Annotated in this window: 25 protein-coding genes and 1 tRNA gene; 10 read left to right on the top strand and 16 right to left on the bottom strand. The window is 72.2% G+C overall.

The features are described from left to right. The first annotated feature begins 8 nt into the window (after window positions 1–8). A complete protein-coding gene (locus tag ACH4KB_RS20695) occupies window positions 9–1,061 on the top strand; it encodes a PAC2 family protein (RefSeq protein WP_398067344.1) in 1,053 nt (350 codons plus the stop codon). An 88-nt stretch (window positions 1,062–1,149) separates the two neighbouring features. On the opposite strand, the gene mshC is transcribed toward ACH4KB_RS20695, so the two are convergent. The 4 genes from mshC to ACH4KB_RS20675 all read right to left on the bottom strand — a co-directional run bounded on the left by mshC (window position 1,150) and on the right by ACH4KB_RS20675 (window position 4,687). Continuing rightward, complete coding sequence (gene mshC / locus ACH4KB_RS20690; protein WP_398067343.1) at window positions 1,150–2,379, bottom strand: cysteine--1-D-myo-inosityl 2-amino-2-deoxy-alpha-D-glucopyranoside ligase; 1,230 nt, start codon at window positions 2,377–2,379, stop codon at window positions 1,150–1,152. Between the two features lie 121 nt (window positions 2,380–2,500). Beyond that, on the bottom strand, window positions 2,501–3,340 hold the full coding sequence (locus tag ACH4KB_RS20685; RefSeq protein WP_398067342.1) for an SCO1664 family protein: 840 nt from the start codon (window positions 3,338–3,340) through the stop codon (window positions 2,501–2,503). Next, a complete protein-coding gene (locus ACH4KB_RS20680; RefSeq protein ID WP_018959545.1) occupies window positions 3,304–3,894 on the bottom strand; it encodes a DUF3090 domain-containing protein in 591 nt (196 codons plus the stop codon). Before ACH4KB_RS20680 ends, ACH4KB_RS20685 begins: the two co-directional genes overlap by 37 nt. Before the next feature lie 70 nt (window positions 3,895–3,964). After that, on the bottom strand, window positions 3,965–4,687 hold the full coding sequence (locus ACH4KB_RS20675; RefSeq protein WP_398067341.1) for a histidine phosphatase family protein: 723 nt from the start codon (window positions 4,685–4,687) through the stop codon (window positions 3,965–3,967). A gap of 54 nt (window positions 4,688–4,741) precedes the next feature. Here ACH4KB_RS20675 and corA point away from each other — a divergent pair, with 54 nt between their 5' ends. Further along, on the top strand, window positions 4,742–5,734 hold the full coding sequence (gene corA / locus ACH4KB_RS20670; protein WP_398067340.1) for a magnesium/cobalt transporter CorA: 993 nt from the start codon (window positions 4,742–4,744) through the stop codon (window positions 5,732–5,734). 49 nt (window positions 5,735–5,783) lie between these two features. On the opposite strand, the gene ACH4KB_RS20665 is transcribed toward corA, so the two are convergent. Together ACH4KB_RS20665 and ACH4KB_RS20660 are read right to left on the bottom strand one after the other, a co-directional pair. Beyond that, window positions 5,784–6,572, bottom strand: a complete 789-nt coding sequence (locus tag ACH4KB_RS20665) for a ferritin-like domain-containing protein (RefSeq protein ID WP_398067339.1) — start codon at window positions 6,570–6,572, stop codon at window positions 5,784–5,786. A gap of 238 nt (window positions 6,573–6,810) precedes the next feature. After that, window positions 6,811–7,860 carry an LLM class F420-dependent oxidoreductase gene (locus tag ACH4KB_RS20660; RefSeq protein ID WP_398067338.1) on the bottom strand — a complete coding sequence of 350 codons (1,050 nt, stop codon included), beginning with the start codon at window positions 7,858–7,860 and terminating at the stop codon, window positions 6,811–6,813. A 138-nt stretch (window positions 7,861–7,998) separates the two neighbouring features. On the opposite strand from ACH4KB_RS20660, the gene ACH4KB_RS20655 reads away from it, so the two are divergent. Next, window positions 7,999–8,982: an aldo/keto reductase gene (locus ACH4KB_RS20655; protein ID WP_398067337.1), complete on the top strand. Its 984-nt coding sequence runs from the start codon at window positions 7,999–8,001 to the stop codon at window positions 8,980–8,982. Next, on the top strand, window positions 8,979–11,267 hold the full coding sequence (locus ACH4KB_RS20650) for a helix-hairpin-helix domain-containing protein (RefSeq protein WP_398067336.1): 2,289 nt from the start codon (window positions 8,979–8,981) through the stop codon (window positions 11,265–11,267). The genes ACH4KB_RS20655 and ACH4KB_RS20650 overlap by 4 nt, the downstream gene beginning before the upstream one ends. 280 nt (window positions 11,268–11,547) lie before the next feature. Here ACH4KB_RS20650 and ACH4KB_RS20645 read toward each other — a convergent pair whose 3' ends face one another. Further along, on the bottom strand, window positions 11,548–12,213 hold the full coding sequence (locus ACH4KB_RS20645; RefSeq protein WP_398067335.1) for a hypothetical protein: 666 nt from the start codon (window positions 12,211–12,213) through the stop codon (window positions 11,548–11,550). 47 nt (window positions 12,214–12,260) lie between these two features. Here ACH4KB_RS20645 and ACH4KB_RS20640 point away from each other — a divergent pair, with 47 nt between their 5' ends. After that, window positions 12,261–12,449, top strand: a complete 189-nt coding sequence (locus ACH4KB_RS20640) for a DUF5703 family protein (RefSeq protein ID WP_003970138.1) — start codon at window positions 12,261–12,263, stop codon at window positions 12,447–12,449. A 68-nt stretch (window positions 12,450–12,517) separates the two neighbouring features. Here the strand turns inward: ACH4KB_RS20640 and ACH4KB_RS20635 are convergent, their stop codons facing one another. The 3 genes from ACH4KB_RS20635 to ACH4KB_RS20625 form a co-directional block, all read right to left on the bottom strand. After that, window positions 12,518–13,285, bottom strand: a complete 768-nt coding sequence (locus ACH4KB_RS20635) for a chaplin (protein ID WP_398067334.1) — start codon at window positions 13,283–13,285, stop codon at window positions 12,518–12,520. A 139-nt stretch (window positions 13,286–13,424) separates the two neighbouring features. Continuing rightward, window positions 13,425–13,658 carry a chaplin ChpH gene (chpH, locus tag ACH4KB_RS20630; RefSeq protein WP_361868997.1) on the bottom strand — a complete coding sequence of 78 codons (234 nt, stop codon included), beginning with the start codon at window positions 13,656–13,658 and terminating at the stop codon, window positions 13,425–13,427. Window positions 13,659–13,811: 153 nt separating this feature from the next. Next, complete coding sequence (locus ACH4KB_RS20625) at window positions 13,812–15,146, bottom strand: M20/M25/M40 family metallo-hydrolase (RefSeq protein ID WP_398067333.1); 1,335 nt, start codon at window positions 15,144–15,146, stop codon at window positions 13,812–13,814. 183 nt (window positions 15,147–15,329) lie between these two features. Here ACH4KB_RS20625 and ACH4KB_RS20620 point away from each other — a divergent pair. After that, window positions 15,330–15,417: transfer RNA gene (locus ACH4KB_RS20620), tRNA-Leu, on the top strand. Window positions 15,418–15,479: 62 nt separating this feature from the next. Next, window positions 15,480–16,418, top strand: coding sequence for an RluA family pseudouridine synthase (locus ACH4KB_RS20615; protein WP_398067332.1), 939 nt, complete (start codon window positions 15,480–15,482; stop codon window positions 16,416–16,418). Between the two features lie 12 nt (window positions 16,419–16,430). On the opposite strand, the gene ACH4KB_RS20610 is transcribed toward ACH4KB_RS20615, so the two are convergent. From ACH4KB_RS20610 to ACH4KB_RS20600, 3 genes are all read right to left on the bottom strand, one after another. Further along, on the bottom strand, window positions 16,431–17,060 hold the full coding sequence (locus ACH4KB_RS20610) for an MBL fold metallo-hydrolase (RefSeq protein WP_398067331.1): 630 nt from the start codon (window positions 17,058–17,060) through the stop codon (window positions 16,431–16,433). Next, window positions 17,060–18,145: an S-(hydroxymethyl)mycothiol dehydrogenase gene (locus ACH4KB_RS20605; RefSeq protein WP_398067330.1), complete on the bottom strand. Its 1,086-nt coding sequence runs from the start codon at window positions 18,143–18,145 to the stop codon at window positions 17,060–17,062. Before ACH4KB_RS20605 ends, ACH4KB_RS20610 begins: the two co-directional genes overlap by 1 nt. Window positions 18,146–18,216: 71 nt before the next feature. Then, window positions 18,217–18,918, bottom strand: a complete 702-nt coding sequence (locus tag ACH4KB_RS20600; RefSeq protein ID WP_398067329.1) for a FadR/GntR family transcriptional regulator — start codon at window positions 18,916–18,918, stop codon at window positions 18,217–18,219. A 149-nt stretch (window positions 18,919–19,067) separates the two neighbouring features. Here ACH4KB_RS20600 and ACH4KB_RS20595 point away from each other — a divergent pair, with 149 nt between their 5' ends. Both ACH4KB_RS20595 and ACH4KB_RS20590 read left to right on the top strand, forming a co-directional pair. Next, on the top strand, window positions 19,068–19,577 hold the full coding sequence (locus ACH4KB_RS20595) for a gluconokinase (RefSeq protein ID WP_398067328.1): 510 nt from the start codon (window positions 19,068–19,070) through the stop codon (window positions 19,575–19,577). Window positions 19,578–19,588: 11 nt separating this feature from the next. Continuing rightward, window positions 19,589–20,986, top strand: a complete 1,398-nt coding sequence (locus tag ACH4KB_RS20590) for a GntP family permease (RefSeq protein WP_398067327.1) — start codon at window positions 19,589–19,591, stop codon at window positions 20,984–20,986. A gap of 75 nt (window positions 20,987–21,061) precedes the next feature. Here the strand turns inward: ACH4KB_RS20590 and ACH4KB_RS20585 are convergent, their stop codons facing one another. Together ACH4KB_RS20585 and ACH4KB_RS20580 are read right to left on the bottom strand one after the other, a co-directional pair. Then, window positions 21,062–22,633 (bottom strand): APC family permease, encoded by a 1,572-nt coding sequence (locus ACH4KB_RS20585; RefSeq protein WP_398067326.1) that lies wholly within the window; start codon window positions 22,631–22,633, stop codon window positions 21,062–21,064. Window positions 22,634–22,690: 57 nt separating this feature from the next. Then, entirely contained in the window at window positions 22,691–23,662 is a 972-nt protein-coding gene (locus tag ACH4KB_RS20580; protein ID WP_398067325.1) for a hypothetical protein, read from the bottom strand. A gap of 204 nt (window positions 23,663–23,866) precedes the next feature. Here ACH4KB_RS20580 and ACH4KB_RS20575 point away from each other — a divergent pair, with 204 nt between their 5' ends. Further along, complete coding sequence (locus ACH4KB_RS20575; protein ID WP_398067324.1) at window positions 23,867–24,292, top strand: ASCH domain-containing protein; 426 nt, start codon at window positions 23,867–23,869, stop codon at window positions 24,290–24,292. A 110-nt stretch (window positions 24,293–24,402) separates the two neighbouring features. On the opposite strand, the gene ACH4KB_RS20570 is transcribed toward ACH4KB_RS20575, so the two are convergent. Next, complete coding sequence (locus tag ACH4KB_RS20570) at window positions 24,403–26,061, bottom strand: FAD-binding dehydrogenase (protein ID WP_398067323.1); 1,659 nt, start codon at window positions 26,059–26,061, stop codon at window positions 24,403–24,405. Window positions 26,062–26,098: the final 37 nt, after the last annotated feature.

Here is a 26,098-nt window from a genome sequence, read left to right as displayed (position 1 = left end):
AGGCCCGGGTGATCGAGCTCGAGTCGGTGCCCGAGCTGATCGACCCGGTCATGGTGGCCGCGTTCGAAGGCTGGAACGACGCCGGGGACGCCGCCTCCACAGCGGTCGGTCATCTGGACCGGGAGTGGAAGGGCGAGGTGTTCGCGGCGCTGGACGCCGAGGACTACTACGACTTCCAGGTCAACCGGCCCACGGTGTGGCTGGACGGCGGTACGCGGAAGATCACCTGGCCGACGACGCGGCTGTCCGTGGTGCGCGTGGGCGGGGAGAAGCCCCGGGACCTGGTCCTGGTGCGCGGCATCGAACCGTCCATGCGCTGGCGGTCGTTCTGCAACGAGATCCTCGGCTTCGCCCATGAGCTGGGCGTCGAGATGGTCGTCATCCTGGGCGCGTTGCTCGGCGACACCCCGCACACCCGGCCGGTGCCGGTGAGCGGGGTCACCTCGGACGCGGACCTGGCGCGGACGATGGACCTGGAGGAGACGCGGTACGAGGGGCCCACGGGCATCGTCGGGGTCCTCCAGGAGGCGTGCACCCACGCCGGGGTGCCCGCGGTCAGCCTGTGGGCGGCGGTCCCGCACTATGTGTCGCAGCCGCCGAACCCGAAGGCGACGCTGGCCCTGCTGAACCGTCTGGAGGACCTGATCGGGCTGCGGATCCCGCTGGGCGAACTGCCCGAGGACGCACGGGCCTGGCAGCTCGGGGTGGACCAGCTGGCCTCGGAGGACAGCGAGGTCGCCGAGTACGTGCAGACGCTGGAGGAGGCGCGGGACACCGCGGAGCTTCCCGAGGCGTCCGGCGAGGCCATCGCCCGGGAGTTCGAGCGCTATCTGCGGCGGCGGGACGGCGGCCCCGGGCAGGGGCCGGGCGGCCATGCGACGGAGTCCGGGGACGTGCCGTATCTGCGCGACCCCTCCAGCGGCCGCACCCGCCCGCCGAAGCCGCCGCGTCCGGAGCCGGGGCGGGGTAGGGCCGCCGACGACCGGGGGGCCAAGGGCCCTGACGAGACGCCGGGGAACGCCCCGGGCGAAGGCTCCGGGGACACCCCCGACGAGGACTGACCGGGCGCCGGTGGCGAACGGCGGAGCGCCGCACGGGAGACGATCCCGTGCGGCGCTCCGTTCGTATGTCCGAAGGTCGCGTTCCGTCCTACAGCGCGACGCCCAGCAGGGCGTCGACCGTACGCGAGACGACGCCGGGCGCACCCTCGTCCGTGCCGCCCTCCGCGCCCTGGAGCGCGGCCCAGCGGTCCACCGCGGCGAGCGCCGCAGGGCTGTCCAGGTCGTCCGCGAGGGCCTCGCGGACCTCTTCGACCAGCGCGTCGGCGGACGGTCCGTCGGGGCGCGAGACGGCGGCCCGCCAGCGCGCGAGGCGCTCGACGGCGTCGGCCAGTACCTGGTCGGTCCACTCCCAGTCGGACCGGTAGTGGCGGGAGAGCAGGGCGAGCCGGAGGGCCGCCGGGTCCACGCCGTCTCGGCGCAGCGTCGAGACGAAGACCAGGTTGCCGCGCGACTTGGACATCTTCTCGCCGTCCAGGCCGACCATTCCGGCGTGGACGTACGCCTTGGCGAACGGGTGCTCGCCGGTCAGCGCCTGGGCGTGGGAGGCGCCCATCTCGTGGTGCGGGAAGGCGAGGTCGGAGCCGCCGCCCTGGATGTCGAAGCCCATGCCGAGGTGGTCGAGCGCGATGGCGACGCACTCGATGTGCCAGCCCGGGCGACCCTCGCCCAGGGAGGCCCCGTCCCAGCTCGGCTCGCCCGGGCGGGCTGCCGTCCAGAGCATCGGGTCGAGGGGGTTCTTCTTGCCGGGGCGCTCCGGGTCGCCGCCGCGTTCGGCGGAGAGCAGGCGCATCGCCTCGGCGTCGAGGCCGGAGACCTCGCCGAAGTGCGGGTCGGCGTCGACGGAGAAGTAGACGTCGCCGTCCAGGTCGTAGGCGGCGCCCGCGTCCCGGAGGCGTTCGACGAGGGGCACGATGCCCGGTATCGCCTCGACCGCTCCGATGTAGTGCTGCGGGGGCAGCATCCGCAGGGCGGTCATGTCCTCGCGGAAGAGCGCCGTCTCGCGCTCCGCGAGCTCGGTCCAGTCCTGACCGTCGCGCACGGCCCGCTCCAGCAGCGGATCGTCCACGTCGGTCACGTTCTGGACGTAGTGGACCTGCCGCTTGGTGTCGAGCCACACGCGCTGAACGAGGTCGAACGCGTTGTAGGTCGCCGCATGACCCATATGGGTCGCGTCGTACGGCGTGATGCCGCAGACATAGATGCGGGCGACGGGACCGGGGTCAAGGGTGATCCGTCCGCCGGTCGCGGTGTCGTGGATCCGAAGGTCGCGGCCCTTGCCAGGCAGGGCGGGGACCTCAGAAGCGGGCCAGGCATGCATGTCATGAGCGTAACCGGACGATGCTTCCGGATACGAACCGGCATCGGAAACCTGTCCGAAGAGGCCCTCTTGCGTGGCGCCCGGGGCAGGCGGTACGGCCTGGCCCGGACGCGCGGAGCTCCTACACCGGCGGCCAGGGAATGGGCGGCCACTGGCCGCTCGGCCGCGGGTGCACGGCGCCCTTGACCAGCCCGGCGACCCGCTGCCGCAAGGCCTTCAGTTCGGCCGGTGTGATGAGTTCGGCCATCCGGGTGGCGAGGGCGGCCCCCGGCGCCAGCTCGCCGGCGAGCCGGCCCAGCACGGCCAGCGCCTCCTCGGTCAGCGGCTCGCCCGCCCAGCCCCAGAGCAGGGTCCGCAGCTTGTCGTCCGCGTTGAAGGTGACTCCGTGGTCGATGCCGAAGAGCCTTCCGCCGTGGGCGGGCAGCAGGTGTCCGCCCTTGCGGTCGCCGTTGTTGATCACCGCGTCCAGCACGGCGAGCCGCCGTAGCCGGACGTCGTCGGCGTGCACCAGCAGCGCGGTCTTCCCCTCCCCCACGTCCGCGAAGCCCACGGCCTTCCAGCCGTCGCCTGGCTCCTCGCCCTCGACGAGCGCCAGCAGCTCGGGGGCGTCCTCGTCGGCCGGGGGGCCGTCGATCCAGAGCTGGCACATGCCCTGCCCGTACGGCCCGTCCCGCAGCACGGTCGGCGGCACGAGGTCCCAGCCGGTCGCCCGGGAGATCTCGTACGCGGCGACCTCCCGCTGGGCGAGGGTCCCGTCGGGGAAGTCCCACAGCGGCTGCTCCCCCGCGACCGGCTTGTAGGCGCAGGTGCGCTCCTCGCCCTCGTACGCCACCGTGCAGTGCAGCACCGCGTTGGAAGCCCCGCCGACCTGCCCGAGGACGGTGAGCGTGCCCTCGGTGAGCAGGGTGAGCAGGTCCGCGTCCGTCAGGCTCCGCGACGGTATCCGTTCTGGCGCGGGCATACGTGTCCTTCCGGATCAAGGGGCAAGCTGCACAACGGACACGGCGGGCGGCCGGCGTTGACGACGTCCAGGGCCCGCTTGGCGAAGGCTCGGGCCTGGGCGCCGCTGAGCCGGACACGGAGCATCGGCGGGCCGTTCTCCTCGTCTTGGAGGAGCTTCTCCTCGGCTTCCGCGAGGTCGTCCTCGGAGCCGGCGTCGAGTTCGACGAGGGCCTGCGCCTCGACGATCATGCGCTGCTCCTCGCCGTCCCAGGCCAGGGCCATGGTGCCGACCCGGAACTCCTCCTCCACGGGCACGTCGAGCGGCGCGGTGTCGGAGACGTCGGTGGGGGCCACCGCGGGCACCGGGGAGTTGCCCCCGGTGCGGCGTACGACCTCGTCGAGCAGTTCGTCGATCCGCTCGGCGAGAGCGGTGACCTGGGCCTTCTCCAGGGCGACGCTGGTGACCCTGCCCTGGGAGGACGCCTGGAGGAAAAACGTACGGCGGCCAGGCAGCCCGACCGTACCGGCCACGAATCGGTCCGGTGGGTCGTAGAGGAACACCTGACGGGACACGTCCTGCTCCCTTGAGCTTCGATGGTGGTTGAGCGGCGCTACGGCGCGTCCACCCTACTGCCCGGAGCGATCACGGCGCGCCCGCACCGCCCCCGACCGTCGCGTCCGCCGAGCCGCTGTCCACGGGGGACGGGGCGGCGTCCGCCCCGACGGACTGCTCGCGGGGGCCCAGGGAGGAGAGGTCGCCGGTGTCGCCGAGCCTCAGGACGAAGGGGCGCAGCCGGGTGTAGCGGATCGCGGTGACCGAGCAGGGGTCGACGTGGACACGCTGGAAGAGGTCCAGGTGCATGCCCAGCGCGTCGGCGACGAGGGACTTGATGATGTCGCCGTGCGAGCACATGACGTACGTGGCGTCCTCACCGTGCTCCGCCTCGACCCGGTCGTTCCAGTCGCGTACGGCGTCGACGGCGCGGGCCTGCATCGCGCGCATCGACTCGCCGCCCGGGAAGGCAGCGGCGGAGGGGTGCTGCTGGACGACGGACATCAGGGGCTCGTCGGACAGTTCGGCCAGCTTCCGTCCCGACCAGTCGCCGTAGTCGCACTCGCTGATGCGGTCCTCGGTGTGCAGGGGCAGGCCGGGGCGGGCGTCGAGGAGCGGCTGGAGCGTCTGCCGGCAGCGCTCCAGGGGGCTGCTGACGGCGAGGACCGGGGCCACCGCGGAAAGCCGCGCGGGGAGGGCCGCGGCCTGTTCGGCGCCGCGTTCGTCGAGGGAGACACCGGAGGTGCGTCCCGCGAGCACTCCGGCGGTGTTGGCGGTGGAGCGTCCGTGGCGTACGAGGATCAGGGTGGGCATACCCGCCAGCGTAGAGGGGTGGCGAAGGTGCGCGGGAGCCGGTCACGGGGAAGAATGCCCGCCGTGATCGTGGACTGTGCCATCTACCGGGACGGGCGCCGCACCGAACGGCCCGACGACTTCTCCGATGCCCTGGACGAGGCGCGGGACGCGCAGGACGCGTTCCTGTGGATCGGACTGCACGAGCCGACGGAGGAGGAGTTCGACCTCGTACGGGACGAGTTCGGGCTGCACCCGCTGGCCGTGGAGGACGCGCTGCGGGCGCATCAGCGGCCCAAGCTGGAGGTGTACGACGACTCCCTGTTCGCGGTCCTCAAGCCGGTCGTCTACGAGCCCGAGAGCGACAAGGTCAGCGCCGACGAGCTGATGGTCTTCATAGGCGACTCGTTCGTGGTGACGGTCCGGCACGGCGAGGGAGCCCCGCTGGCGGCCGTGCGCCGTCGGCTGGAGGCCGAGCCCGAGGTGCTGAAGCACGGCCCGACGGCGGTGCTGTACGCGGTCAGCGACGCGGTCGTGGACCACTACATGGACGTGGCGGGCGAGCTCCAGGTGGACCTGGAGGAGCTGGAGACGCAGGTCTTCGCCCCGAGCGGGGGCGACTCGAAGAACACCGCGGCCCGGATCTACACCTTCAAGCGGCAGGTGCTGGAGTTCCGCCGGGCGGCCGGGCCGCTGACCGCTCCGATGGCCCGGCTCTCGGGGGCGGGCGTGCCGTTCGTCCACGAGCACGCGCAGCCGTTCTTCCGGGACGTGGCCGACCATCTGACGCGCGCCAACGAGCAGGTGGAGGGGTTGGACCGGCTGCTTTCGGACATTCTGTCGGCGCATCTGGCACAGATGGGCGTGCGGCAGAACGACGACATGCGCAAGATCTCCGCCTGGGCGGCCATGGCCGCCGTCCCGACGATGGTGGCGGGCGTCTACGGCATGAACTTCGACCACATGCCGGAGCTGCACTGGGTGTGGACCTACCCGGCGGTGGTCGCGGCGATGGGCTGCGCCGTGTTCGGTCTCTACCGGCTGTTCAAGCGGCGCGGCTGGCTCTGAGCGCCCGGCACCCGGCGCCCGCGAGCCGAGAGCCGTGCGCCCCGCACCCTCAGGCGTACTCGCGTTCCGGTGCGGCGGGCCTGCCCAGCGCGTCCCGCCGGCGCGGCATCTCCAGGCTCACCATGCGCCGCCAGCCGACGAGCCGCTCGTACGCGTACACCGCGTTGATGCCTGCGGCGAGAACGGCCGCCTTGGGCCGCGGCCAGCCGAGCACCCGGCCCATGGCGGCCATCACGGCGAGGCTGACGTCTCGGTAGACGCGGATCTCGGCCAGGGCGCACTCGCGCATGGTCCGCTGGATGGTGCGGCCGTGCCCGGCGCGGGCGAGGCCGAGGAGTTCCTCGTGGCAGTAGGCGAGGTGGTTGTCCTCGTCGTGGGAGATCATCCTCACCGCGCGGCCGATGTCGGGGTGGTCGGCGAAGTGCCGGCGCAGCAGGCGCATCTGCTCGGAGGCGCGCTGCTCGGTGACGCGGCTGTGGGCGAGATAGGTGATGATGTCGCGCTCGGTGAGTCGCTGCTCGCCGCGCAACCGTGAGTGCGCGAGCCCGATGCCCTGCTGTTCCAGGAGCATCGTGTAGTCGGTCTCCGGCGGGACCTCGACGGGCGGCAGTCCGCGCTTCTTCAGGAGCGCGTTGAAGATCCGGCCGTGCTTGTCCTCGTCGGCGCCGTGCCGGACGATCTTGGGAGCCAGGTCGCGGCAGCCCTCCGGGACGAGTGCGGCGATGCGGGCGTTCTCCCAGCCGCCCTGGGCCTCACCGCTCGCGGCGATGGAACAGAAGAGCCGGTAGGACTCGTCGTTGTCCAGAATCTCCTGGAACAGAGTCTGTGCTGAGAGCATGACGGCCACCTCCGTACCCGTTGCCCGCGGAAGCGAGGTCCGCGGAGCAGTAGTGCGCAGGAAGAGTCAAATGTGCCGCGGGGCGGTCGGCAACCGGAGCAGCCGGCGGGCGGCGCCCGGCGCGGCGGCGTAACCCCTGGGCGCGCGGCGCGTTGTTCCGGGTGACGGCCGTGGCGGGGAGGACCCCCGAGCCCCCACCACGGCCGTAGTGCTGTCCCGGTACTACCGGTGTCGTCCGTCAGGCGAGCCCGGAGCGCTCCAGGGCGTCCGTGCCGGCGCGCAGGGCGGTGAGCCGCTCCTCCAGCGTGAAGCCGGCCGGGGCGAGGTTGAGCGTGGTGACCCCGGCGGCGGCATAGGCCTGCATCCGCTCGGCGATCCGCTCGACGGGGCCGAGCAGCGCTGTCTGGTCGATCAACTGGTGCGGCACGGCCGCGGCGGCCCCCGCCTTGTCCCCGCCGAGGTACTTGTCCTGGATCTCGGCGGCCTCCTTCTCGTACCCCATGCGCTGGGCGAGCTGGTTGTAGAAGTTCTGCTTCCGGCTGCCCATCCCGCCGACGTACAGCGCGGTGTACGGGCGGAACATGTCGGCGAGACCGGTCACGTCGTCACCGACGGCGAGCGGCAGCGTCGGGCTGACGTCGAAGCCCTCCATCGTCTTCCCCGCCTTCTCCCGGCCCGCGCGCAGCGGCTGGATCGCGGTCTCCTCCAGGTGCTCGGCCGAGGGGAAGATCAGCAGGGCGCCGTCGGCGATCTCGCCGGTCTGCTCCAGGTTCTTGGGGCCGATCGCGGCGATGTAGAGCGGGATGTGCTCGCGCTGGGGGTGCACGGTGAGCTTGATCGGCTTGCCCGGACCGTCGGGGAGCGGCAGCGTCCAGTGCGCCCCCTCGTACGACACGCGCTCGCGGGTCATGGCCTTGCGGACGATCTCCACGTACTCCCGGGTGCGGGCCAGCGGCTTGTCGAACTTCACGCCGTACCAGCCCTCGGAGACCTGCGGGCCGGAGACCCCGAGGCCGAGGCGGAAGCGGCCGCCGGACAGCGAGTCGAGGGTGGCGGCGGTCATCGCCGTCATGGTGGGCTGGCGGGCCGGGATCTGCATGATCGCGGAGCCGACGTCGATCGACTCGGTCCGGGCCGCGACCCAGGTCAGCACGGTCGGGGCGTCGGAGCCGTAGGCCTCGGCCGCCCAGCAGACGTCGTAGCCGAGCCGGTCGGCCTCCTGCGCGACGGCGAGGTTGTCGCCGTCCATGCCGGCGCCCCAGTAACCGAGATTGATGCCGAGCCGCATAACCGCTCCCCTTACTGATCAGTAACGTCCCTTTCTCCGGACTCTAGCGCGGGTGACGGAGATCCGGCAGGCCTGGCGGACCTCCGGTTGTCCCCAGGCCTCCACCCGGTGGGGCCATGGCCAGTAATCTCAGCGCCCATGGAGCAGAGGCATCTCGGCCGCACCGGCCTTCGCGTGTCCCGGATCGGGCTCGGCACCCTCACCTGGGGCCGGGACACGGACGAGCACGACGCCGCCGACCAGCTCAAGGCCTTCTGGGACGCGGGCGGCACCCTGGTGGACACCGCCGACGTGTACGGGGGCGGCGAGGCCGAATATCTGCTCGGGCGGCTCGTCGGGAGCCTGGTCCCCCGCCAGGACCTGGTGCTCGCCACGAAGGCGGGCAACGTCCCGGACCCCTACCGCCGCTTCAACGGTTCGCGCGGGCACCTCCTGGCCGCCCTTGACGCGTCCCTGGAGCGGCTCGGCACGGATTACGTGGACCTGTGGCAGATCCACGCCTTCGACCCGGGGACCCCGTTGGAGGAGACCCTCCAGGCGGTGGACCTCGCCGTGTCCTCCGGCCGCGTGCGGTACGCGGGCGTGTCGAACTTCTGTGGCTGGCAGCTGGCGAAGGCCGCCACCTGGCAGCTGGCCGCGCCCGGGGCGCGCACCCGGCTGGCCAGTACGCAGATGGAGTACTCGCTGCTCCAGCGGGGCATCGAGCGCGAGGTGCTGCCCGCCGCGCTGGACCTCGGGATCGGGCTGCTGCCCTCCTCGCCGCTGGGGCGCGGTGTGCTCACCGGCAAGTACCGCCAGGGCACCCCGTCCGACTCCCGGGGCGCGTCGACACGGCTCGCCCCGTTCGTCGAGCCGTATCTCGACGACGCGGCGGCCCGCATCACCGACGCGGTGGCGACGGCGGCGGACGGACTGGCGACGAGCCCGCTCCAGGTGGCGCTCGCCTGGGTCCGGGACCGGCCCGGGGTGGCCGCGCCGATCATCGGTGCGCGCAACGCCGGGCAGCTCGCGGAGGCTTTGTCAGTGGAGGCGCTTAGTCTTCCCTACGAGATCTGCCAGGCGCTCGACGATGTGTCGGCGCCCGTGCACCGCTATCCCGACCAGGACTGGAGCACGCTGTGACTGCGCTTCCCGGGGAGACCCCCGGCACCGTCGGCACGGACACACCACAGGACACCGTGTCCCCGCCGGAGGCCGGTGCCGAAGGCCCCGAGCACGCCGAAGCGCCCGACGCGCCTGAAGGCACCGAGTCGTCGGGCACTCCGCCGGACGCCGAGGAGGACGCGGAGGACGGCGACGACGCGGAGGACGGGCAGGACGGGGCGACCGCTGACGCCGCGCCCGCCGAAGCGGCTCCCGCCGCCGAGCTCTCGGAGGCCCAGGCCGAGCTGGCCGCCCAGCGCGAACTGCGGGAGCGGATCGAGAAGCGCAAGGCGGAGAAGGCCGCGCCCATCGCCGCCGGCACGGGTCTGAGCGGCACGGCCGCCGATCTGCTCGCGGCCGTCCGCGCCGTGGAGAGCGGCGAGAAGGCGGGCACCGCGTTCTTCGACTCGCCCGCCTCGGCCCCGGCCGCCCGGCTCCCCGCACCGGCCGCCGCACAGCCGTCCCGGCGCCCCGCGCCCGCCGCCACCCCGACGGCAGAGACCGCCTCTCCCGCAGCCCTGGACGCGGTGCGCGCGGTGCTCACGGAGGGCGGGGCCCCCGAGGCGCTGGCCCGTCCGGCCGTCGGCGCGCTCGGCGAGCAGGCCGCCGAGCTGCTGCGCACCGACCCCTGGCAGCTGCTGGCCGTGCCCGGGGTGCGGCCGGAACAGGCCGACGGCTTCGCACGGGCCCTGCTGGGCGCCGAATGCGGCCCGGACGACGGTCGCAGGACGTCGGCCCTGGTCGGCTGGCTGCTGGAGCGTGCCGCCCGCCAGGGCCACACGGCCCTGGACGCCCAGACCGTACGGGCGGCGCTCGCCGAGCGGGCGGTCGGCGACCCGGACGCGGCGGTGCGGGACGCCGTCGAGGAGGGCGTCGCCCTGCTCTTCCAGGAGGGCGACGAACCGGCACCGGACGACACCGGGGCCGAGGACGGCGTAACGGACGGAGCGGGCCCCGCGGAGGAGGCCGACGTCGCGCGGGAGCCGGTCCAGGTGCTGCTGGGCCTGGACCGCTACGCCCTGGCCGAGGAGAGCCTCGCCGACGGTCTGGCCCGACTGGTCAACGCCTGCGAGAAGGCCGCCGACTGGACGGCGGCGGCCGCCGCCGCCCCGAGCCCGTCGGCCGCCGAGCTGATCCGTACGACCGCCGCGGCCGGACTGGTCGCGCACAGCGGCGGCGAGGCGGCCCGGGCCGAGCCCGCCGCCCTGATCGCGGCGGCGCGCGGCCTGGGGCTGCGGGCCCTGGGCGCCACCCACAGCGAGGACGGCCGACGCCGGCTCGCGGCCGCCACCGGCGATCCGGACACGGCGGTCACCCTGGCCGGCCTGCTCTCCGGGGCGCAGGGCCCCGGCCGGGACGAGGACGGGGCGCTCGCCCTGGACCTGCTGGTCGTGCTGGACGCCCCGCAGCTGGACGTGGAGGGCGCGGCGGTCCTGGTCGAGGCGCTGGCCGACGGTGCCCGGCTGGTGCTGAGCGGCGACCCGGGTGTGCTGGGCTCAGCGGGCGCCGGGCGGGTGTTCGCCGATGTGCTGGCCTCCCACGCCTGCCCGCAGGTCGTCTCCCGTACCCCGGACCCCGGGCCGATCGGCGAGCTGGTCTCCGGCATCGGCATCGGCGAGCTGAACCAGGTCGACGCCCCGGGCAGGGAGGTGGTGATCGTCCCGGTCCGCGATGCGGGCGAGGCCGTCCACCGCACCGTGCAGCTGGTCGCCGACTCGGTGCCCCGGGCGTTCTCCATCCCCGCCGAGGAGACCCAGGTGATCACCGTGGGCCATGGCGGGGCCGCCGGGACCAGGGCGCTGAACGAGGCGCTGAAGCAGCGGCTCAACCCGGGGCCCGGCCGGTTCGGCGGTTTCGACCCGGGGGACCGCGTGGTCCATGTGCCCGCGCCCGGCCGGGCGGTGCCCGGGGTGGTGCGCTCGGCCGACGCCGAGGGGCTGCGGCTGGACTGCGGGGGCGTCCCCGTCGTCGTACCGCAGGAGCGGGTGGAGTCGTCGGTGCGGCACGGCTGGGCCCTCAGCGCCCATCAGGCGGCCGGGATGCGCTGGCCCGCCGCCGTCGTGGTGCTGCCGGGCGACGCCGCGCAGGGGCTGAGCAGGCCCTGGGTGTACACCGCGTTCGGCCGGGGTGAGAGGCATCTGTCCGTGGTGCACGGGGTGGACCAGGCGCTCCAGCACGCGGTGGCGCAGGTTTCGGCCCAGGAGCGGACGACACGGCTGCGCCCGCTGCTGGAGGCGCTCCCGACGCCCGACGCGTCGTCCTAGGTCCTGCCGTCAAACTGCCGTCGTCGCCCGGAGGGCGGTCCTGCGGGGTCAGGTGCGTGCTCTCGGCGTGCCGGGCTCACGTCCTCGTACTGGACGTACTCGGGCGTGTGCCCGGTGCGGCGAGAGCGCGTACATGGCGCCGCGGGGCAGACGGCAGTCTGACGACAGGGCCCAGCGGCTGAGCCGCACCGGACAACGGTGGGGCCCCGGTGCGCTGCGCGGTTTCCAGCCGCGCGCCGGGGCCCCACCGTCACGTCCGGTGCGGGAGGAGGGAGAAAGGTCAGAGGCCGCCCGCCGAGGGCCCGGCGAAGTCCTCGTCCGACTCGTCCTCCTCGTCGAAGACCGCGCTGACGTCGAAGCGGCAGACCACCAGCTCGGGGTCGGCGTCCTCGAAGGGGGCGCCGAGCCACTCCCCCGGCTCCGGTGCGGTTTCGCCGGCCGAGACCCAGAGGGTGGAGTCGCCCTCCTCCAGGCCGAACTCCTTGTGCCGGGAGGCGATCTCGTCCGGTTCGTACTCGCCGAACAGCACGCCGAGCGCGGCGTGGACGCTGGTGCCGACCACCGGGGCCGTGTCCTGTCCGCCGCCCGGCCCCGCGTCGAGCTCGGCGAGGCGCTGAGCCTGTGCGAGCAGCCGCGGGGGCTCCGCGACCAGGTAGTCGCGTCGGATCAGGACGCTGAGCGCGCTCGGCTCGGCGGGACCGGCGTAGGGAGGCAGGGAGTCGTCGGCGCCGGGGATCTCGAAGGGGGTGACTTCGTCGTAGCGCTCGTAGAGGAGTTCGTCGTAGACCTCGGCGGCAGCGGCAAGGGCGTTGAACGCGTCGTAGACGGCGGGGTCGTCGTCCCCGGTGCGGCGTTCGACCGCGTCGAGGTGACGGTCGATCGCGGCTTTGACCGCCTCGGCGGCGGCACGTACCTCGGCAGCGGTGGGCTGCGCAGCATCAGACATAGTGCAGACGCTATCCGTACCGGGGCTCTGCCCGCACAATAGATGCGATGCCGGAATACGAATTCGTCGACGTGTACGTGCCGCGCGGGGTCTCCCGCAAGGAAGCGGCCCGACTCCTGACCGACCACGCCGAGTACGGACACTGGGAACTGGACCGCCTGACGCTCCGCAGGGACGGCAGCCGCAGGGTGCGGCTGCGCAGACGGATCATCCGTCAGCTACGGGCCACCTGGTGACAGGGAGGGGCCCCGCGATCGCGGGGCCCCTCCCTCACCTGGGCTGTACCGTGCTGCGCGCGCCCGGATCAGGCGGCGCTGCGCGAGCGGCGGTAGAGAACCGATCCGGCACCGGCGAGCAGCAGTCCGGCGCTGGCCGGGATGAGCAGTTCGAGCCCGCCCCCACCGGTCTGCGCGAGCTGCTCGCCGGGGATGTGGCGGGGCTCGGGAGCGTTCGGCTCGGGCGGCTGGTTGGCCGGTGGGGTGACCGGCGTCTCCGGCGTGACGGGGGGCTTCTCCGGCTGCTCGGGCGGCGGGGGCGGAACCTCGGCGTCGTTGGAGCAGCCGTTGCCGAAGGTCGGATTCAGCAGTCCGATCACGGAGACGCTGTTGCCGCAGATGTTCACGGGGACGCTGATCGGAGCCTGGATCGTGTTACCGGAGAGAATGCCGGGCGAGCCCTGCGCGACTCCTTCCGCACCGGCACCGCCGGCCCGGTGTCGGCCCGTTCCGGGCTCGCCGTGCCGGTCCGTCGCGGTGGTGTCCCCGGCCTGCGCCCCGTCGCCGGAGCCGGCGGTCCGGTTCTGCGGCCCGGAGCCCCCGCTCGATCCCGTCGGTCCGTTCTCGCAGTCGTTTCCGAACACCGGGTTGATGAGTCCGCCGACGGTGCCGGAGTTGCCGCAGGCGTTGACCGGGATGTCGATCGGGACCTGGATCAAGTTGCCGGACAGCACGCCCGGTGAGTTGGAGGCGGTACCGGCCGCCCCGGAGTCGGCGTGGGCGTATCCGCCACTCAGTGCGAGCACTCCGCCCGCAGCCGCCATGGTGATCAGGCCTTTACGAGTGACCTGTCGCATAGGTTCGTTTCCTGCCTTCTGGCTTCCGAAAAACCCCCGGACATGACCGTGCGGGAGCCGAATGCCGAACGGTCCCGGAGTGCATGGGGTGCACTCCGGGACCGGTCGAGCTCAAACCCTTACGGGTTGACCTTCAACGTCAGGCGTTGACGCAGGTGTTGCCGAAGGCGGGGTTCAGCAGACCGATCACGGAGACCGTGTTGCCGCACACGTTGATCGGCACGTGGATCGGAACCTGGACGACGTTGCCGGAGAGCACGCCGGGGCTGCCGATGGCAGCACCCTGGGCGCCCGCGTCGGCGGAAGCCATGCCCGCACCCGCGAGAACGAGGCCACCCGTAGCAGCCGCAACTGCGACGACCTTCTTGATCATGATTCCTCCTAGTTGGAAAATGCGGTCCCAGCCGCGGACCGCAAACCTTGTAACGAGGAGAATCTGGCGGGGCTACGTGTGAACGGTTCGTTTCACTCGTTCGGACATGTCCGTACAGGTGGGCGATTCAACGGTGAATCGGTCAGGGAGCGGTCAGGAGTGGTCGATGAACCGGTCGAGCACCCGCACGCCGAACTGCAGACCGTCGACCGGGACCCGCTCGTCGACGCCGTGGAACATCCCGGCGAAGTCCAGCTCCGGCGGCAGCTTCAGCGGGGCGAATCCGAAGCCCCGGATGCCGAGGTCGTCGAAGGACTTGGCGTCGGTGCCGGCCGAGAGCATGTACGGGACGGCACGGGCGATGGGGTCCTCGGCGACCAGCGCGGTCTGCATGGCGTCGACCAGCGCGCCGTCGAACGTGGTCTCCAGGGCCTTGTCCGCGTGCACGTCCTCGCGCCGGACGTTGGGCCCGAGGATCCGGTCCAGGTCCGCGAGGAACTCCTCCTCGTACCCGGGGAGGCACCGGCCGTCGACGTGGGCGGTCGCCTGGCCCGGGATGACGTTGACCTTGTAGCCGGCGCCGAGCTGCGTGGGGTTGGCGGTGTTCTGGAGGGAGGCGCCGATGAGCTTGGCGATGCCGCCCAGCTTGGCGAGCGTCTCGTCCATGTTCTCCGGGTCCAGCTCGGTGCCCAGCGCGTCGGAGAGCTCGTCCAGGAAGTGCCGCAGCGTCTTGGTGACCCGCACCGGGAACTTGTGCCGGCCCAGCCGGCCGACCGCCTCGGACAGCTCCGTGATGGCGTTGTCCTTGTGGATCATCGATCCGTGTCCGGCGGTGCCGTCCACGGTCAGCTTCATCCAGTGCATGCCCTTCTGGGCCGTCTCCACCAGATACAGCCGCAGGTTCTCGTTGACGGTGAAGGAGAAGCCGCCGACCTCGCTGATCGCCTCGGTGACGCCCTCGAAGAGTCCCGGGTGGTTGTCGACGAGGTAGCGCGCGCCGTACGTCCCGCCGGCCTCCTCGTCCGCGAGGAAGGCGAGCACGATGTCGCGCGGGGGCTTGCGGCCGGTGCGCATGCGCTCGCGGACGACCGCGAGGGTCATCGCGTCCATGTCCTTCATGTCGACCGCGCCCCGGCCCCAGACGCAGCCGTCCGCGATCTCCCCGGAGAACGGGTCGTGCGTCCAGTCCGCCGCGTTGGCCGGGACGACGTCGGTGTGCCCGTGGATCAGGAGCGCCGGGCGGGAGGGGTCCTCGCCCTCGATCCGGGCGACCGTGGAGGCCCGCCCCTTGTGCGACTCGAAGATCTTCGGCTCCAGGCCGACCTCCGCGAGCTTCTCCGCGACGTACTCGGCTGCGAGCCGCTCACCGGGGCCGGAGTGGTCGCCGTAGTTGCTGGTGTCGATCCGGATCAGGTCACGACAGAGGTCGACGACCTCCCTCTCGGCGTTGCCGCCGGTGACGGCCTTGCCCGTGCTGCTCTCGCTCACGCTGGTTCCTTCCACTGTCGCTGTGGTGCTCCCCCTCATCCTCCCGCGCCCACGGCCCGCACCCAAGGCCGCGCACCCCCCGTCACGCACCGTTCACAGCCATCGGGGGGTGATCGAGCACCCTCGAATGTTTGCTATGGTTTTCCACGTCGGAACGGGCACGGCCCGCGAGACAGACACCTTGTCCGGGTGGCGGAATGGCAGACGCGCTAGCTTGAGGTGCTAGTGCCCTTTATCGGGCGTGGGGGTTCAAGTCCCCCCTCGGACACCAGCAGGAGCCCCACTTCGGTGGGGCTCTTTTGCGTCACCGGCCGACCACGGAGAGGGGCGACGATGCGAGGGCGCAGGAAGCCGCCTCCCGCGCCGCTCCCCCAGCGGAACGGGATCGACGCGGTGCGGGTGCGGTTGCCGGAGGATCCCGACGGGCTCTGGGGCTGTGTCGGGGACCATCTGGTCGGGCGGTTCGGCGGGGCGATCGGGGCGGACCGGGTGGCGGAGATGCTGGGGGCCGGGCGGTTCGTGGGGGCCGACGGGGTGGCCGTGCGGGGCGACGAGCCGTATGCCGCGGGGCGGTGCCTCTGGTTCCACCGGGACTTCGCGCCGGAGGAGACGGTGCCCTTCCCGGTCGGCGTCGTGTACCGGGACGAGCGGCTCGTGGTCGCGGACAAGCCGCACTTCCTGGCGACCATGCCCCGGGGGCGGCACATCACCGAGACCGCGGTGGCCCGGCTCCGGCGGGAGCTGGACCTGCCCGCGTTGCAGCCCGCGCACCGGCTGGACCGGCTGACCGCGGGGCTCGTGCTGTTCGTGGTGCGGCCCGGGGACCGGGGCGCGTACCAGACGCTGTTCCGGGACCGGCTGGTGCGGAAGGAGTACGAGGCGGTGGCCCCGTACGACCCGGAGCTCGTCCTGCCCCGGACCGTGAGGAGCCGGATCGTGAAGGAGCGCGGGGTGCTCGCCGCCCGCGAGGAGCCGGGTGAGGCGAACAGCGAGAGCCGGGTGGAGCTGGTGGAGCACCGGGGCGGGGCCGGGCGTTACCGGCTGCTGCCCGCTACCGGGCGCACGCATCAGCTGCGCGTCCATATGAACGCGCTGGGGGTGCCCATCGTCCACGATCCGCTGTATCCGGTGGTGAAGGAGGAAGGGGCCGCTGACGACTTCTCGCGGCCGTTGCAGTTGCTCGCCCGGGTGCTGGAGTTCACCGATCCGGTCGGCGGGGAGCCTCGCCGCTTCGCGAGCGGGCTGCGGCTCTCCGCCTGGCCGGAGGGGTGAGGCGCGCGGCGCTCAGTGGCCGCGCTTGATCCACTCGTCGAGCCCCGGGGCCTCCGCGCCGATGGAGGTGGGGTCTCCGTGGCCGGTGCGGACGGCGGTGTCGCCGGGCAGGGTGAGCAGCCGGTCCCGGATCGAGTCGATGATCGTCGGGAACGACGAGAAGGACCGGCCGGTGGCGCCGGGGCCGCCCTGGAAGAGGGTGTCGCCGGTGAAGACCGTTCCCAGCTCGGGGGCGTACAGGCAGACCGCGCCGGGGGCGTGGCCCGGGGTGTGCAGGACCGTGAGCGTGGTGCCGGCGACGGTCAGTTCCTGGCCGTCGGTGAGGGTGCCGTCGGGGGCGCGGTCCGGGTGGGTCTGCTGCCAGAGGGGCAGGTCGTCCGGGTGGAGCAGGATCGGGGCGCCGGTGGCGTCCGCGAGGGCGGGGGCGGCGTCGATGTGGTCGTTGTGCGCGTGGGTGCAGACGATGGCGCGCAGCGTCCGGCCGCCGAGCGCGGCCTCGATGGCGGCGGCGTCGTGGGCGGCGTCGATGACGATCGCCTCGGTGTCGTCGCCGACGATCCAGACGTTGTTGTCGACGTCCCACTCGCCGCCGTCGAGGGCGAAGGTGCCGGAGGTGACCAGGTGGTCGATGCGGGCGGACATCAGAAGACCACCACCGAGCGGAGGACGTCGCCGTCGTGCATCCGGGCGAAGGCCTGCTCGACGTCGCCCAGGCCGATGGTCTCGGTGACGAAGGCGGCGAGGTCGAGGCGGCCCTGCTGGTGGAGGTCGACGAGCATCGGGAAGTCGCGGGAGGGCAGGCAGTCGCCGTACCAGGAGGACTTGAGCGAGCCGCCGCGGCCGAAGACGTCCAGGAGCGGCAGTTCGAGCTTCATGTCCGGGGTGGGGACGCCGACGAGGACGACCGTTCCGGCGAGGTCGCGGGCGTAGAAGGCCTGCTGGTAGGTCTCCGGGCGGCCGACGGCCTCGATGACGACGTCGGCGCCGTTGCCGTCGGTGAGGGCGCGGATGGCCTCGACCGGGTCGGTGGAACGGGAGTTGACGGTGTGGGTGGCGCCCATCTTCTTCGCCGTCTCCAGCTTGCGGTCGTCGATGTCGACCGCGATGATCTTCGCCGCGCCGGCCAGCCGGGAGCCGGCGATCGCCGCGTCGCCGACGCCGCCGCAGCCGATGACGGCGACGGAGTCGCCCCGGCCGACCTGGCCGGTGTTGATGGCGGCGCCGATGCCCGCCATGACGCCGCAGCCGAGCAGTCCGGCGACGGCCGGGGAGACCTCGGGGTCGACCTTGGTGCACTGGCCGGAGGCGACGAGGGTCTTCTCGGCGAACGCTCCGATGCCCAGCGCGGGCGACAGCTCCGTGCCGTCGAGCAGCGTCATCTTCTGCTTCGCGTTGTGGGTGTCGAAGCAGTACCAGGGGCGGCCGCGCAGACAGGCGCGGCACTGGCCGCACACGGCACGCCAGTTGAGGACGACGAAGTCGCCGGGGGCGACGTCCGTGACGCCCGCGCCGACCGACTCCACGACGCCCGCGGCCTCGTGGCCGAGGAGGAAGGGGAACTCGTCGTTGATGCCGCCCTGCTTGTAGTGCAGGTCGGTGTGGCAGACACCGCACGCCTGGATCTTCACGACCGCCTCGCCGGGGCCGGGGTCCGGGATCACGATCGTCTCGACCCTGACCGGCTCGTTCTTCCCCGGTGCGATGACCCCTTGCACCTGCTGCGCCATAACCGTGTTCTCCCTGCTCCTGAGCTTTCGCGAAGATCGATCGCGGACCACCGTACGCCTTGGGGCACCCGCTACGGAGCGAGCACGTCCAGTTCGTGCAGGGCGCCGACCGCGATCTCCTTGGTGAGCCGTTCGGCGGCCTCCGGGTCGCCCTCGCGGACCGCCTCGGCGAGGCGGACGTGGAGGGTGACGGCGGCCGGGTCGGGGTCCTCGAACATCACCTGGTGGTGGGTGCGGCCCGCCAGCACCTCGGCGACGACGTCCCCGAGCCGGGCGAACATCTCGTTGCCCGAGGCGTTGAGGACGATCCGGTGGAAGGCGATGTCGTGTTCGAGGTAGCCCTCCAGCTGCTGGCCGCGCGAGGTGGCGACCATGCCGAGGGCGCGTTCGGTGAGCTCGGCGCACTGGGCGGCGGTGGCGTGGCGGGCGGCGAGGGACGCCGCGACCGGTTCGATCGCGGAGCGCAGCACGGTGAGGGAGCGCAGCTGGCGGGGGCGGTCGGCGCCGGCGAGGCGCCAGCGGATGACCTGGGGGTCGTAGACGTTCCAGGTCTCGGTGGGGCGGACCGTCACGCCGACGCGGCGGCGGGATTCGACCAGGTGCATCGATTCCAGGACCCGGACCACTTCGCGGACGACCGTACGGGAGACGTCGAAGCGCTGGGCGAGCTCGTCGGTGCGTAGGACGCTGCCGGGCGGGCACTGGCCGGAGGAGATCTCCAGACCCAGGGTGTCCAGCACATGTGTATGCAGCCCCTGGCTCTGTGTGGTCATGGGTCAAGCCTACGGGGAGACCCTCGGGAACAATAAGTACGACGTTTACGTCACAGACTCTTGAATAAGTCGTACCTAATAGGTTTCAGTAGCGCGACGGACCGATGTCGAAGAAGACAGCGAGACACCCCATGAACACGGCACCCCCCATGAGCGCCCCCCACGTCGTCGTGGTGATGGGCGTGGCAGGAACCGGCAAGACCACGATCGGTCCCCTGCTCGCCGCAGAGCTCGGCGTTCCGTACGCCGAGGGCGACGACTTCCATCCCCCGGCGAACATCGCCAAGATGTCGGCCGGCACCCCCCTGGACGACGACGACCGGTGGCCCTGGCTGGACGCCATCGGCGCGTGGGCGCACGGGCGGGCGGGGCTCGGCGGGGTCGTCTCCAGCTCCGCGCTCAAGCGGGTCTACCGGGACCGGCTGCGGGACGGGGCGCCGGACGCCGTCTTCCTGCATCTGACCGGTGACCGGGCGCTGATCGAGGAGCGAATGGCGGACCGCAAGGGCCACTTCATGCCCACCGCGCTGCTCGACTCGCAGTTCGCGACGTTGCAGCCCCTCCAGGCCGACGAGGCCGGGGTGAGCGTCGACGTGTCCGGCACTCCCGAGGAAATCACCCGCCGAGCCGTCGCCGCGCTGCGCCGGCTCGATAGTTAAGGACCATCACCGTGACCAGTCTCAGCGTCGAGATGCTGGCAGCGGAAGCCGCCGAACCGATCACCTCGGCAGGCAACGCTCAGTTGGGCATCGCCGTCCTGGCGGGCATCGCCGTCATCGTTCTCCTCATCACCAAGCTCAGGATGCACGCGTTCCTGGCGCTGACCATCGGGTCGCTGGCGCTCGGCTCCTTCGCGGGAGCCGCCCCGGCGGACACGATCGCCAGTTTCACCGCGGGCCTCGGCTCCACCGTCGCGGGTGTGGGCGTCCTGATCGCGCTCGGCGCGATCCTCGGCAAACTGCTCGCCGACTCGGGCGGGGCCGACCAGGTCGTCGACACCATCCTCGCGAAGGCCAGTGGCCGGGTCATGCCCTGGGCGATGGTGCTGATCGCCTCGATCATCGGTCTGCCGCTGTTCTTCGAGGTCGGGATCGTGCTGATGATCCCGGTCGTGCTGCTCGTCGCCAAGCGCGGCAACTACTCCCTGATGCGGATCGGCATCCCGGCGCTGGCCGGTCTCTCCGTGATGCACGGGCTGATCCCGCCGCACCCCGGCCCGCTGGTCGCGATCGACGCCCTGGACGCCAATCTCGGCGTGACGCTGGCGCTCGGTGTGCTGGTCGCCATCCCGACGGTGATCATCGCCGGTCCGGTGTTCTCCCGCTACGCCGCGCGCTGGGTGGACATCAAGCCGCCGGAGAACATGATCCCGCAGCGTCCCTCCGAGGACCTGGACCGCCGTCCGAGCTTCGGCGCGACCCTGGCGACCATCCTGCTGCCGGTCGTCCTGATGCTGCTGAACGCGCTCGTCGAGATCGTGGTCGACAACCCCGAGAACGGCCTCCAGAAGGTCACCGCGGTCGTCGGGTCGCCGCTGATCGCCCTGCTCGCGGCCGTCCTCGTCGGGATGTTCACGCTCGGCCGGGCCGCCGGGTTCACCAAGGACCGGCTCGCCGGCACCGTGGAGAAGTCCCTCGCGCCGATCGCCGGGATCCTGCTCATCGTCGGCGCGGGCGGCGGCTTCAAGCAGACGCTGATCGACGCCGGGGTGGGCCAGATGATCCTGGAGTTCTCCGAGAACTGGTCGATCCCGGCCCTGCTGCTCGGCTGGCTGATCGCCGTCGCGATCCGCCTCGCCACCGGCTCGGCCACCGTCGCCACCATCTCGGCCGCCGGTCTGGTCGCCCCGCTGGCCGCCGACATGTCGACCTCGCACGCGGCCCTGCTGGTGCTGGCCGTCGGCGCCGGTTCGCTCTTCTTCAGCCATGTCAACGACGCCGGGTTCTGGCTGGTGAAGGAGTACTTCGGCATGGACGTCGGCCAGACCGTGAAGACCTGGTCGGTGATGGAGACGATCATCTCCGTGGTGGCCATGGCCTTCATCCTGCTGCTGTCGCTGTTGCTGTAGGCCCTCCCGTACGTACGCGAGACGCCCGCCCCGGTACCGCACCGGGGCGGGCGTCTCGCGTACGTACGGGAGTGGTCAGCGGCGGCCCGACTCGCTCTCGGCCGCCTTCTCCAGCTGGAACGCCTCGTTGCCGAGGCCGATGCGGGCGTGCACCTCGGGCTTGACCGAGCGCAGCACCGCCCCGTACACGAGGCCTCCGACGAGCGCCAGGATGATCACGCCCGGGAGCAGCCGGCTGAGGGCCGAGCCGGGGCCGGAGCCGACGAGGACGTCGAAGTCGCGGACGGTGAAGACGGCGATCGTCAGGAGCGCGAGTCCGGCGAGGGCGGAGGCGACCAGGCGCGGGGCCTGCGCGCGGCCGGCGCCGCGCTTGACGAAGAAGGCGATGACGGCGAAGGAGGCTGCGGCCATCAGCAGGATGATGCCGAGCGCGCCGACGTTGCCCATCCAGGTGAACAGCCGCAGGACGGGGGCGGTGGGGTCGCCGACCGGCTTGTCGTCGGTGAACGCGAACGCCAGGATGATCACCACGGAGACGACGGTCTGGAGCAGCGAGCCGGTGCCGGGGGCGCCGCTCGCCCGGTTGGTGCGGCCGAAACGGGCGGGCAGCAGGCCCTCGCGGCCCATGGCGAACGCGTAGCGGGCGACAACGTTGTGGAAGCTGAGGAGCGCGGCGAACATCCCGGTCACGAAGAGGACGTGCAGGATGTCGGTGAAGGTGGAGCCGAGCCGCTCCTCGGTGAGGCCGAACAGCATGCCGGGCCCCTCCTTGAGGGAGGTGTCGGCGATGGAGCCGGGTCCGGCGGCGACGGTGAGGGCCCAGGAGCTGATCGCCAGGAACAGCGCGGCGTAGCCCACCGCGAGGAACATCACCCGGGAGACCACGATCTGCGGGCGGCTGGTCTCCTCCGCGTACACCGGGGCCTGCTCGAAGCCGACGAACGCGGCGATGCAGAAGCAGAGCGCGGTGCCGAGCCCGGCGCCAGTAAGGGTCTCGGGGTTGAACGCGTGCAGCGACAGGCCCTCGGGGCCGGGCTTGCTCACGGCGGCGATGTCGAAGATCACGACGAGGGCGCACTCGATGACCAGCAGGACGCCGAGCACCTTCGCGTTGAGGTCGATCTTGAGCCAGCCGAGGCCGCCGACGACGGCCGCCGCGGCCAGGGCCGGTACCCACCACGCCAGCTCGATGTCGAGGTACGTGGCGAAGATGCCGGAGACCTCGAAGCCGAGGATCCCGTAGATGCCGACCTGCATCGCGCTGTACGCGACCAGCGCCACCAGCGAGGCTCCGGCGCCGGCGGTCGGGCCGAGCCCGCGGGCGATGTACGCGTAGAACGCGCCGGCGTTGTGGACGTGCCGGCTCATCTCCGCGTAGCCGACGCTGAACAGCATCAGGACGACGCCCAGGATGAGGTAGAGCAGCGGCTGGCCGACGATGCCCATCACGCCGAAGACCGTGGGCATCACTCCGGCGACCACCATCAGGGGGGCGCTGGCCGCGATCACCGACAGCAGGAGTCCGGGGGTGCCGAGCCGGTTCGCCCGCAGGGCTCGTTCCTCGCCCTTGTAGGTATTGATCCCGCCGGTATCGGCCGTCTTCCTCGTGCTGCCGGTCTCGCTGGAAATCGAACTGCCCCTCGACATGGCGGGATGGGTCCCTTCTTCGTGGTGGGGTGGTGCCTTCCGTGGATCACGGGCGCTTCACGGGGTGCCGAGCGCGTAGGTGCGCGCGGCGACGAACGCGGCGTGGGGCTCGCGTCCGGAGTACGACCAGGGCGCGGCGGTGGCGTACGGGCCGATGCGGTGGAACAGGGCGGCGGCCTCCGCGGGCCGGCCCTCGCAGACCTTGGCGTGGGCCAGGAAGTTCAGATCGAGGCGGTGCCGCGGATGGTCCTCGCGCTCCCATTCCAGCCACCAGTCGAAGGCGGCCTTCATCACCTGGCGGGCCCGCCGTCCGGACCAGTGCTCGGAGAGCGCCGGGTCGCCGGGCTCGATGCCGGCGGCGACCAGGACGCGGTAGCGCTCGGCGTGGGCGATGACCGGGAGAACGGACAACGGGGAGTCGGCGGGGGCCAGTTCGGCGGCCCAGGCGGCGAAGTCGTACACCTCGTGGAGGGGGTCGTGGCCGCTGGCGGGGTTGCTCTCGGCCAGCAGAGCGGTCATCACGTGGTGGGCGTGATGGTGGTCGGGGTGGCGGGAGCGCACCTCCTCGAAGAGCCGGCCGGTCTCGTCCGCCCCGTCGTCGCGGCCCCGGTCCAGGAGGAGCAGCGCGAGCCAGGGGGTGGGGTCGTCGGGGAGGAGACGGGCGGCGGCCAGGCAGGCTTCCCGGGCGCGGGCGGCGTCGTGCGCCTTGGCCTTGGGCCGCAGAGCGCGAACGACCCGGGCGCAGCCGAGGAGAGTGGCGGCGTCGGCGCTCTCGGGTTCGACGAGCAGCCAGTCACCGGCCCAGTCCACGGCGGACGGGGTCTCGGCGAGGGCCAGCACGCGGTGTCCGCGGCGGTCCCAGTCCCGCCCGGTGCCCACGAGCAGGGTGCGGGCCTCGGACCATCTGCCCTGAACGAACTGGCCGCGTGCGGCGATGAGTTCATCGTCATCGAGGGCCGGGTCGAAGACGTGGTCCGAGCGGCTGCCCCGACGGCGGGAGCGGCCCAGGGGCGGCGGAGGCGGGGGCATGCCGCAGGCTTCTTTCGATGCGGTGTGCGAGCGGATGATCGCGCCACAGCAAAGCGGTAGGCAATGCTCCCCGTCAAGGGGCGCCTGACGTCAACTCAGTTCACTTTTCCGCTACTTGGCTGGATTGCGCCCCATCGGGCGGGGCGTTCGCGCAGCGTGCGGCGGTGCAGGTGGGCGCGGAGTGGCGCCTGACACACTGAGGACATGGAACCTCGCGAACCCCTCAGCCCCTTCCTTCTCGCCTTTCCCGGGCCGTTGCGCGACCAGCTGGTGGCGGCGGTCCTCTCCGGTGAAAAGGTGTTCACATCCGGGTTGTTGGCCGAGTACGAACGGGAGCAGGAGGAGCTTCCCCCCGTGGGCGAACGCTCCGCGCTGATCGACTCGGACGGGCGGGAGGTGGCGGTGCTGGAGCTGATCGACGTACGGGTACTGCCCCTGGGGGAGGTGGATCTCCAGCATGCGCTCGACGAGGGCGAGGGATATCGGTCGGTGGCCGAATGGCGGGCGGGGCACGAGCGGTTCTGGCACAGCGAGGAGATGCGGGAGGCGCTGGGGGATCCGGGGTTCACGGTGAACGACGGGACGCTGATCGTCGCGGAGCGGTTCCGGGTGGTCGAGCGGTTGGGGTGACTTCGGGGCTCCGCCCCGGACCCCGCTCCTCGATCGCCGGAGGGGCTTGAATTGCCGGCCCCGTCCTCGATGGTCGGGAGGGGTTCGGGGCGCGGCCCCGGTTGGGGGCGTTACCCCGTCGCTTCCGCTGCCGCCCGGCCGGCCGCCCTGCCGGAGAAGATGCAGCCGCCCAGGAACGTGCCCTCCAGGGAGCGGTAGCCGTGGACTCCGCCGCCGCCGAAGCCCGCGGCCTCGCCCGCCGCGTACAGGCCGGGGAGCGGGGCGCCGTCGAGGTCGAGGACGCGGGAGGACAGGTCGGTCTCCAGGCCGCCCAGGGACTTGCGGGTGAGGATGTTGAGCCGGACGGCGATCAGCGGGCCCGCCGCCGGGTCCAGGATCCGGTGCGGTTTCGCGGTGCGGATGAGGCGGTCGCCGAGGTAGGCGCGGGCCCCGTGGACCGCGGTGACCTGGAGGTCCTTGGTGAAGGGGTTGGCGATCTCCCGGTCACGGGCGGTGATCTCGCGGCGCAGGTCGGCCGCGTCGATCAGGCCGTCGCCCGTCACCGCGTTCATGCCCCGGACGAGTGCGTCGAGATCCTTCTCGACGACGAAGTCGACGCCGTGGTCCATGAACGCCCTGACCGGTGCGGGCACGTCCGCGCGGGCCCTGCCGATCACGTCGCGGACCGACTTGCCGGTCAGGTCCGGGTTCTGCTCGGAGCCGGAGAGCGCGAACTCCTTGCCGATGATGCGCTGGTTGAGCACGAACCAGGTGTAGCCGTGGCCGGATCCCATGATGTGTTCGAGGGTGCCGAGCGTGTCGAAGCCGGGGAAGAGCGGGACCGGCAGGCGCTTGCCGCGCGCGTCGAGCCAGAGCGACGAGGGGCCGGGCAGGATCCGGATGCCGTGCCGGGCCCAGATCGGGTTCCAGTTCTCGATGCCCTCGGTGTAGTGCCACATCCGGTCGCGGTTGATGTGGTGCGCGCCCGCCTTCTCGGCGATGCCGAGCATCAGTCCGTCGACGTGCGCGGGCACCCCGGACAGCATCTTCTCGGGCGGGGTGCCCAGGCGCTCGGGCCACTGGGCGCGGACCAGGTCGTGGTTGCCGCCGATGCCGCCGGAGGTGACGATCACCGCCTGCGCCGTCAGCTCGAAGGAGCCCGTGGCCTTCCGGCTGCTCGCGGTACCGCGCTCGGCGGCGCTGGGCTCCAGGATCTCGCCGGTGACCGTGTCGAGCGCTCCGGCGGTGCGGGCGAGGCCGGTGACGCGGTGGCGGAACCTCAGCTGGACGAGGCCCTTGGCGACGCCCTCGCGGACCCGTCGTTCGAAGGGGGCGACGACGCCGGGTCCGGTGCCCCACGTGATGTGGAAGCGGGGTACGGAGTTGCCGTGGCCCGTCGCGTCGTAGCCGCCGCGTTCCGCCCAGCCGACGACCGGGAAGATGCGCAGCCCCTGCTGGTGCAGCCAGGAGCGCTTCTCCCCGGCGGCGAAGTCGACGTACGCCTCGGCCCACTTCCGGGGCCAGCGGTCCTCGGTCTCCCGGTCGAAGCCCGCCGTGCCGTACCAGTCCTGGAGGGCCAGCTCCCGGCTGTCCTTGATCCGCAGCCGGCGCTGTTCGGGCGAGTCCACGAGGAAGAGGCCGCCGAAGGACCAGTGTGCCTGGCCGCCGATGGACTGCTCGGGCTCCTGGTCGAGGAGGATCACGGAGCGGCCGGCGTCGACCAGTTCGGCGGTGGCCACCAGCCCGGCGAGTCCTGCCCCGATCACGATCACATCAGCGTCGTACGCCATGGGTTCCGTCCTGTCGGGGGTGGCTCGGGGCGGGCGG

The organism is Streptomyces sp. NPDC017520 (assembly GCF_044329855.1).
Lineage (GTDB): Bacteria > Actinomycetota > Actinomycetes > Streptomycetales > Streptomycetaceae > Streptomyces.
The sequence above is the reverse complement of the archived record's forward strand: the minus strand, read 5'-3'. Positions and strand labels throughout refer to the sequence as shown.

Coding starts and splice junctions, on each gene's coding strand:
- mshC (WP_398067343.1), bottom strand. CDS start 2,379: ATGCATGCCTGGCCCGCTTCTGAGGTCCCCGCCCTGCCTGGCAAGGGC.
- ACH4KB_RS20685 (WP_398067342.1), bottom strand. CDS start 3,340: ATGCCCGCGCCAGAACGGATACCGTCGCGGAGCCTGACGGACGCGGAC.
- ACH4KB_RS20675 (WP_398067341.1), bottom strand. CDS start 4,687: ATGCCCACCCTGATCCTCGTACGCCACGGACGCTCCACCGCCAACACC.
- corA (WP_398067340.1), top strand. CDS start 4,742: ATGCCCGCCGTGATCGTGGACTGTGCCATCTACCGGGACGGGCGCCGC.
- ACH4KB_RS20665 (WP_398067339.1), bottom strand. CDS start 6,572: ATGCTCTCAGCACAGACTCTGTTCCAGGAGATTCTGGACAACGACGAG.
- ACH4KB_RS20660 (WP_398067338.1), bottom strand. CDS start 7,860: ATGCGGCTCGGCATCAATCTCGGTTACTGGGGCGCCGGCATGGACGGC.
- ACH4KB_RS20655 (WP_398067337.1), top strand. CDS start 7,999: ATGGAGCAGAGGCATCTCGGCCGCACCGGCCTTCGCGTGTCCCGGATC.
- ACH4KB_RS20645 (WP_398067335.1), bottom strand. CDS start 12,213: ATGTCTGATGCTGCGCAGCCCACCGCTGCCGAGGTACGTGCCGCCGCC.
- ACH4KB_RS20640 (WP_003970138.1), top strand. CDS start 12,261: ATGCCGGAATACGAATTCGTCGACGTGTACGTGCCGCGCGGGGTCTCC.
- ACH4KB_RS20635 (WP_398067334.1), bottom strand. CDS start 13,285: ATGCGACAGGTCACTCGTAAAGGCCTGATCACCATGGCGGCTGCGGGC.
- chpH (WP_361868997.1), bottom strand. CDS start 13,658: ATGATCAAGAAGGTCGTCGCAGTTGCGGCTGCTACGGGTGGCCTCGTT.
- ACH4KB_RS20615 (WP_398067332.1), top strand. CDS start 15,480: ATGCGAGGGCGCAGGAAGCCGCCTCCCGCGCCGCTCCCCCAGCGGAAC.
- ACH4KB_RS20610 (WP_398067331.1), bottom strand. CDS start 17,060: ATGTCCGCCCGCATCGACCACCTGGTCACCTCCGGCACCTTCGCCCTC.
- ACH4KB_RS20605 (WP_398067330.1), bottom strand. CDS start 18,145: ATGGCGCAGCAGGTGCAAGGGGTCATCGCACCGGGGAAGAACGAGCCG.
- ACH4KB_RS20600 (WP_398067329.1), bottom strand. CDS start 18,918: ATGACCACACAGAGCCAGGGGCTGCATACACATGTGCTGGACACCCTG.
- ACH4KB_RS20595 (WP_398067328.1), top strand. CDS start 19,068: ATGAGCGCCCCCCACGTCGTCGTGGTGATGGGCGTGGCAGGAACCGGC.
- ACH4KB_RS20585 (WP_398067326.1), bottom strand. CDS start 22,633: ATGTCGAGGGGCAGTTCGATTTCCAGCGAGACCGGCAGCACGAGGAAG.
- ACH4KB_RS20580 (WP_398067325.1), bottom strand. CDS start 23,662: ATGCCCCCGCCTCCGCCGCCCCTGGGCCGCTCCCGCCGTCGGGGCAGC.
- ACH4KB_RS20575 (WP_398067324.1), top strand. CDS start 23,867: ATGGAACCTCGCGAACCCCTCAGCCCCTTCCTTCTCGCCTTTCCCGGG.
- ACH4KB_RS20570 (WP_398067323.1), bottom strand. CDS start 26,061: ATGGCGTACGACGCTGATGTGATCGTGATCGGGGCAGGACTCGCCGGG.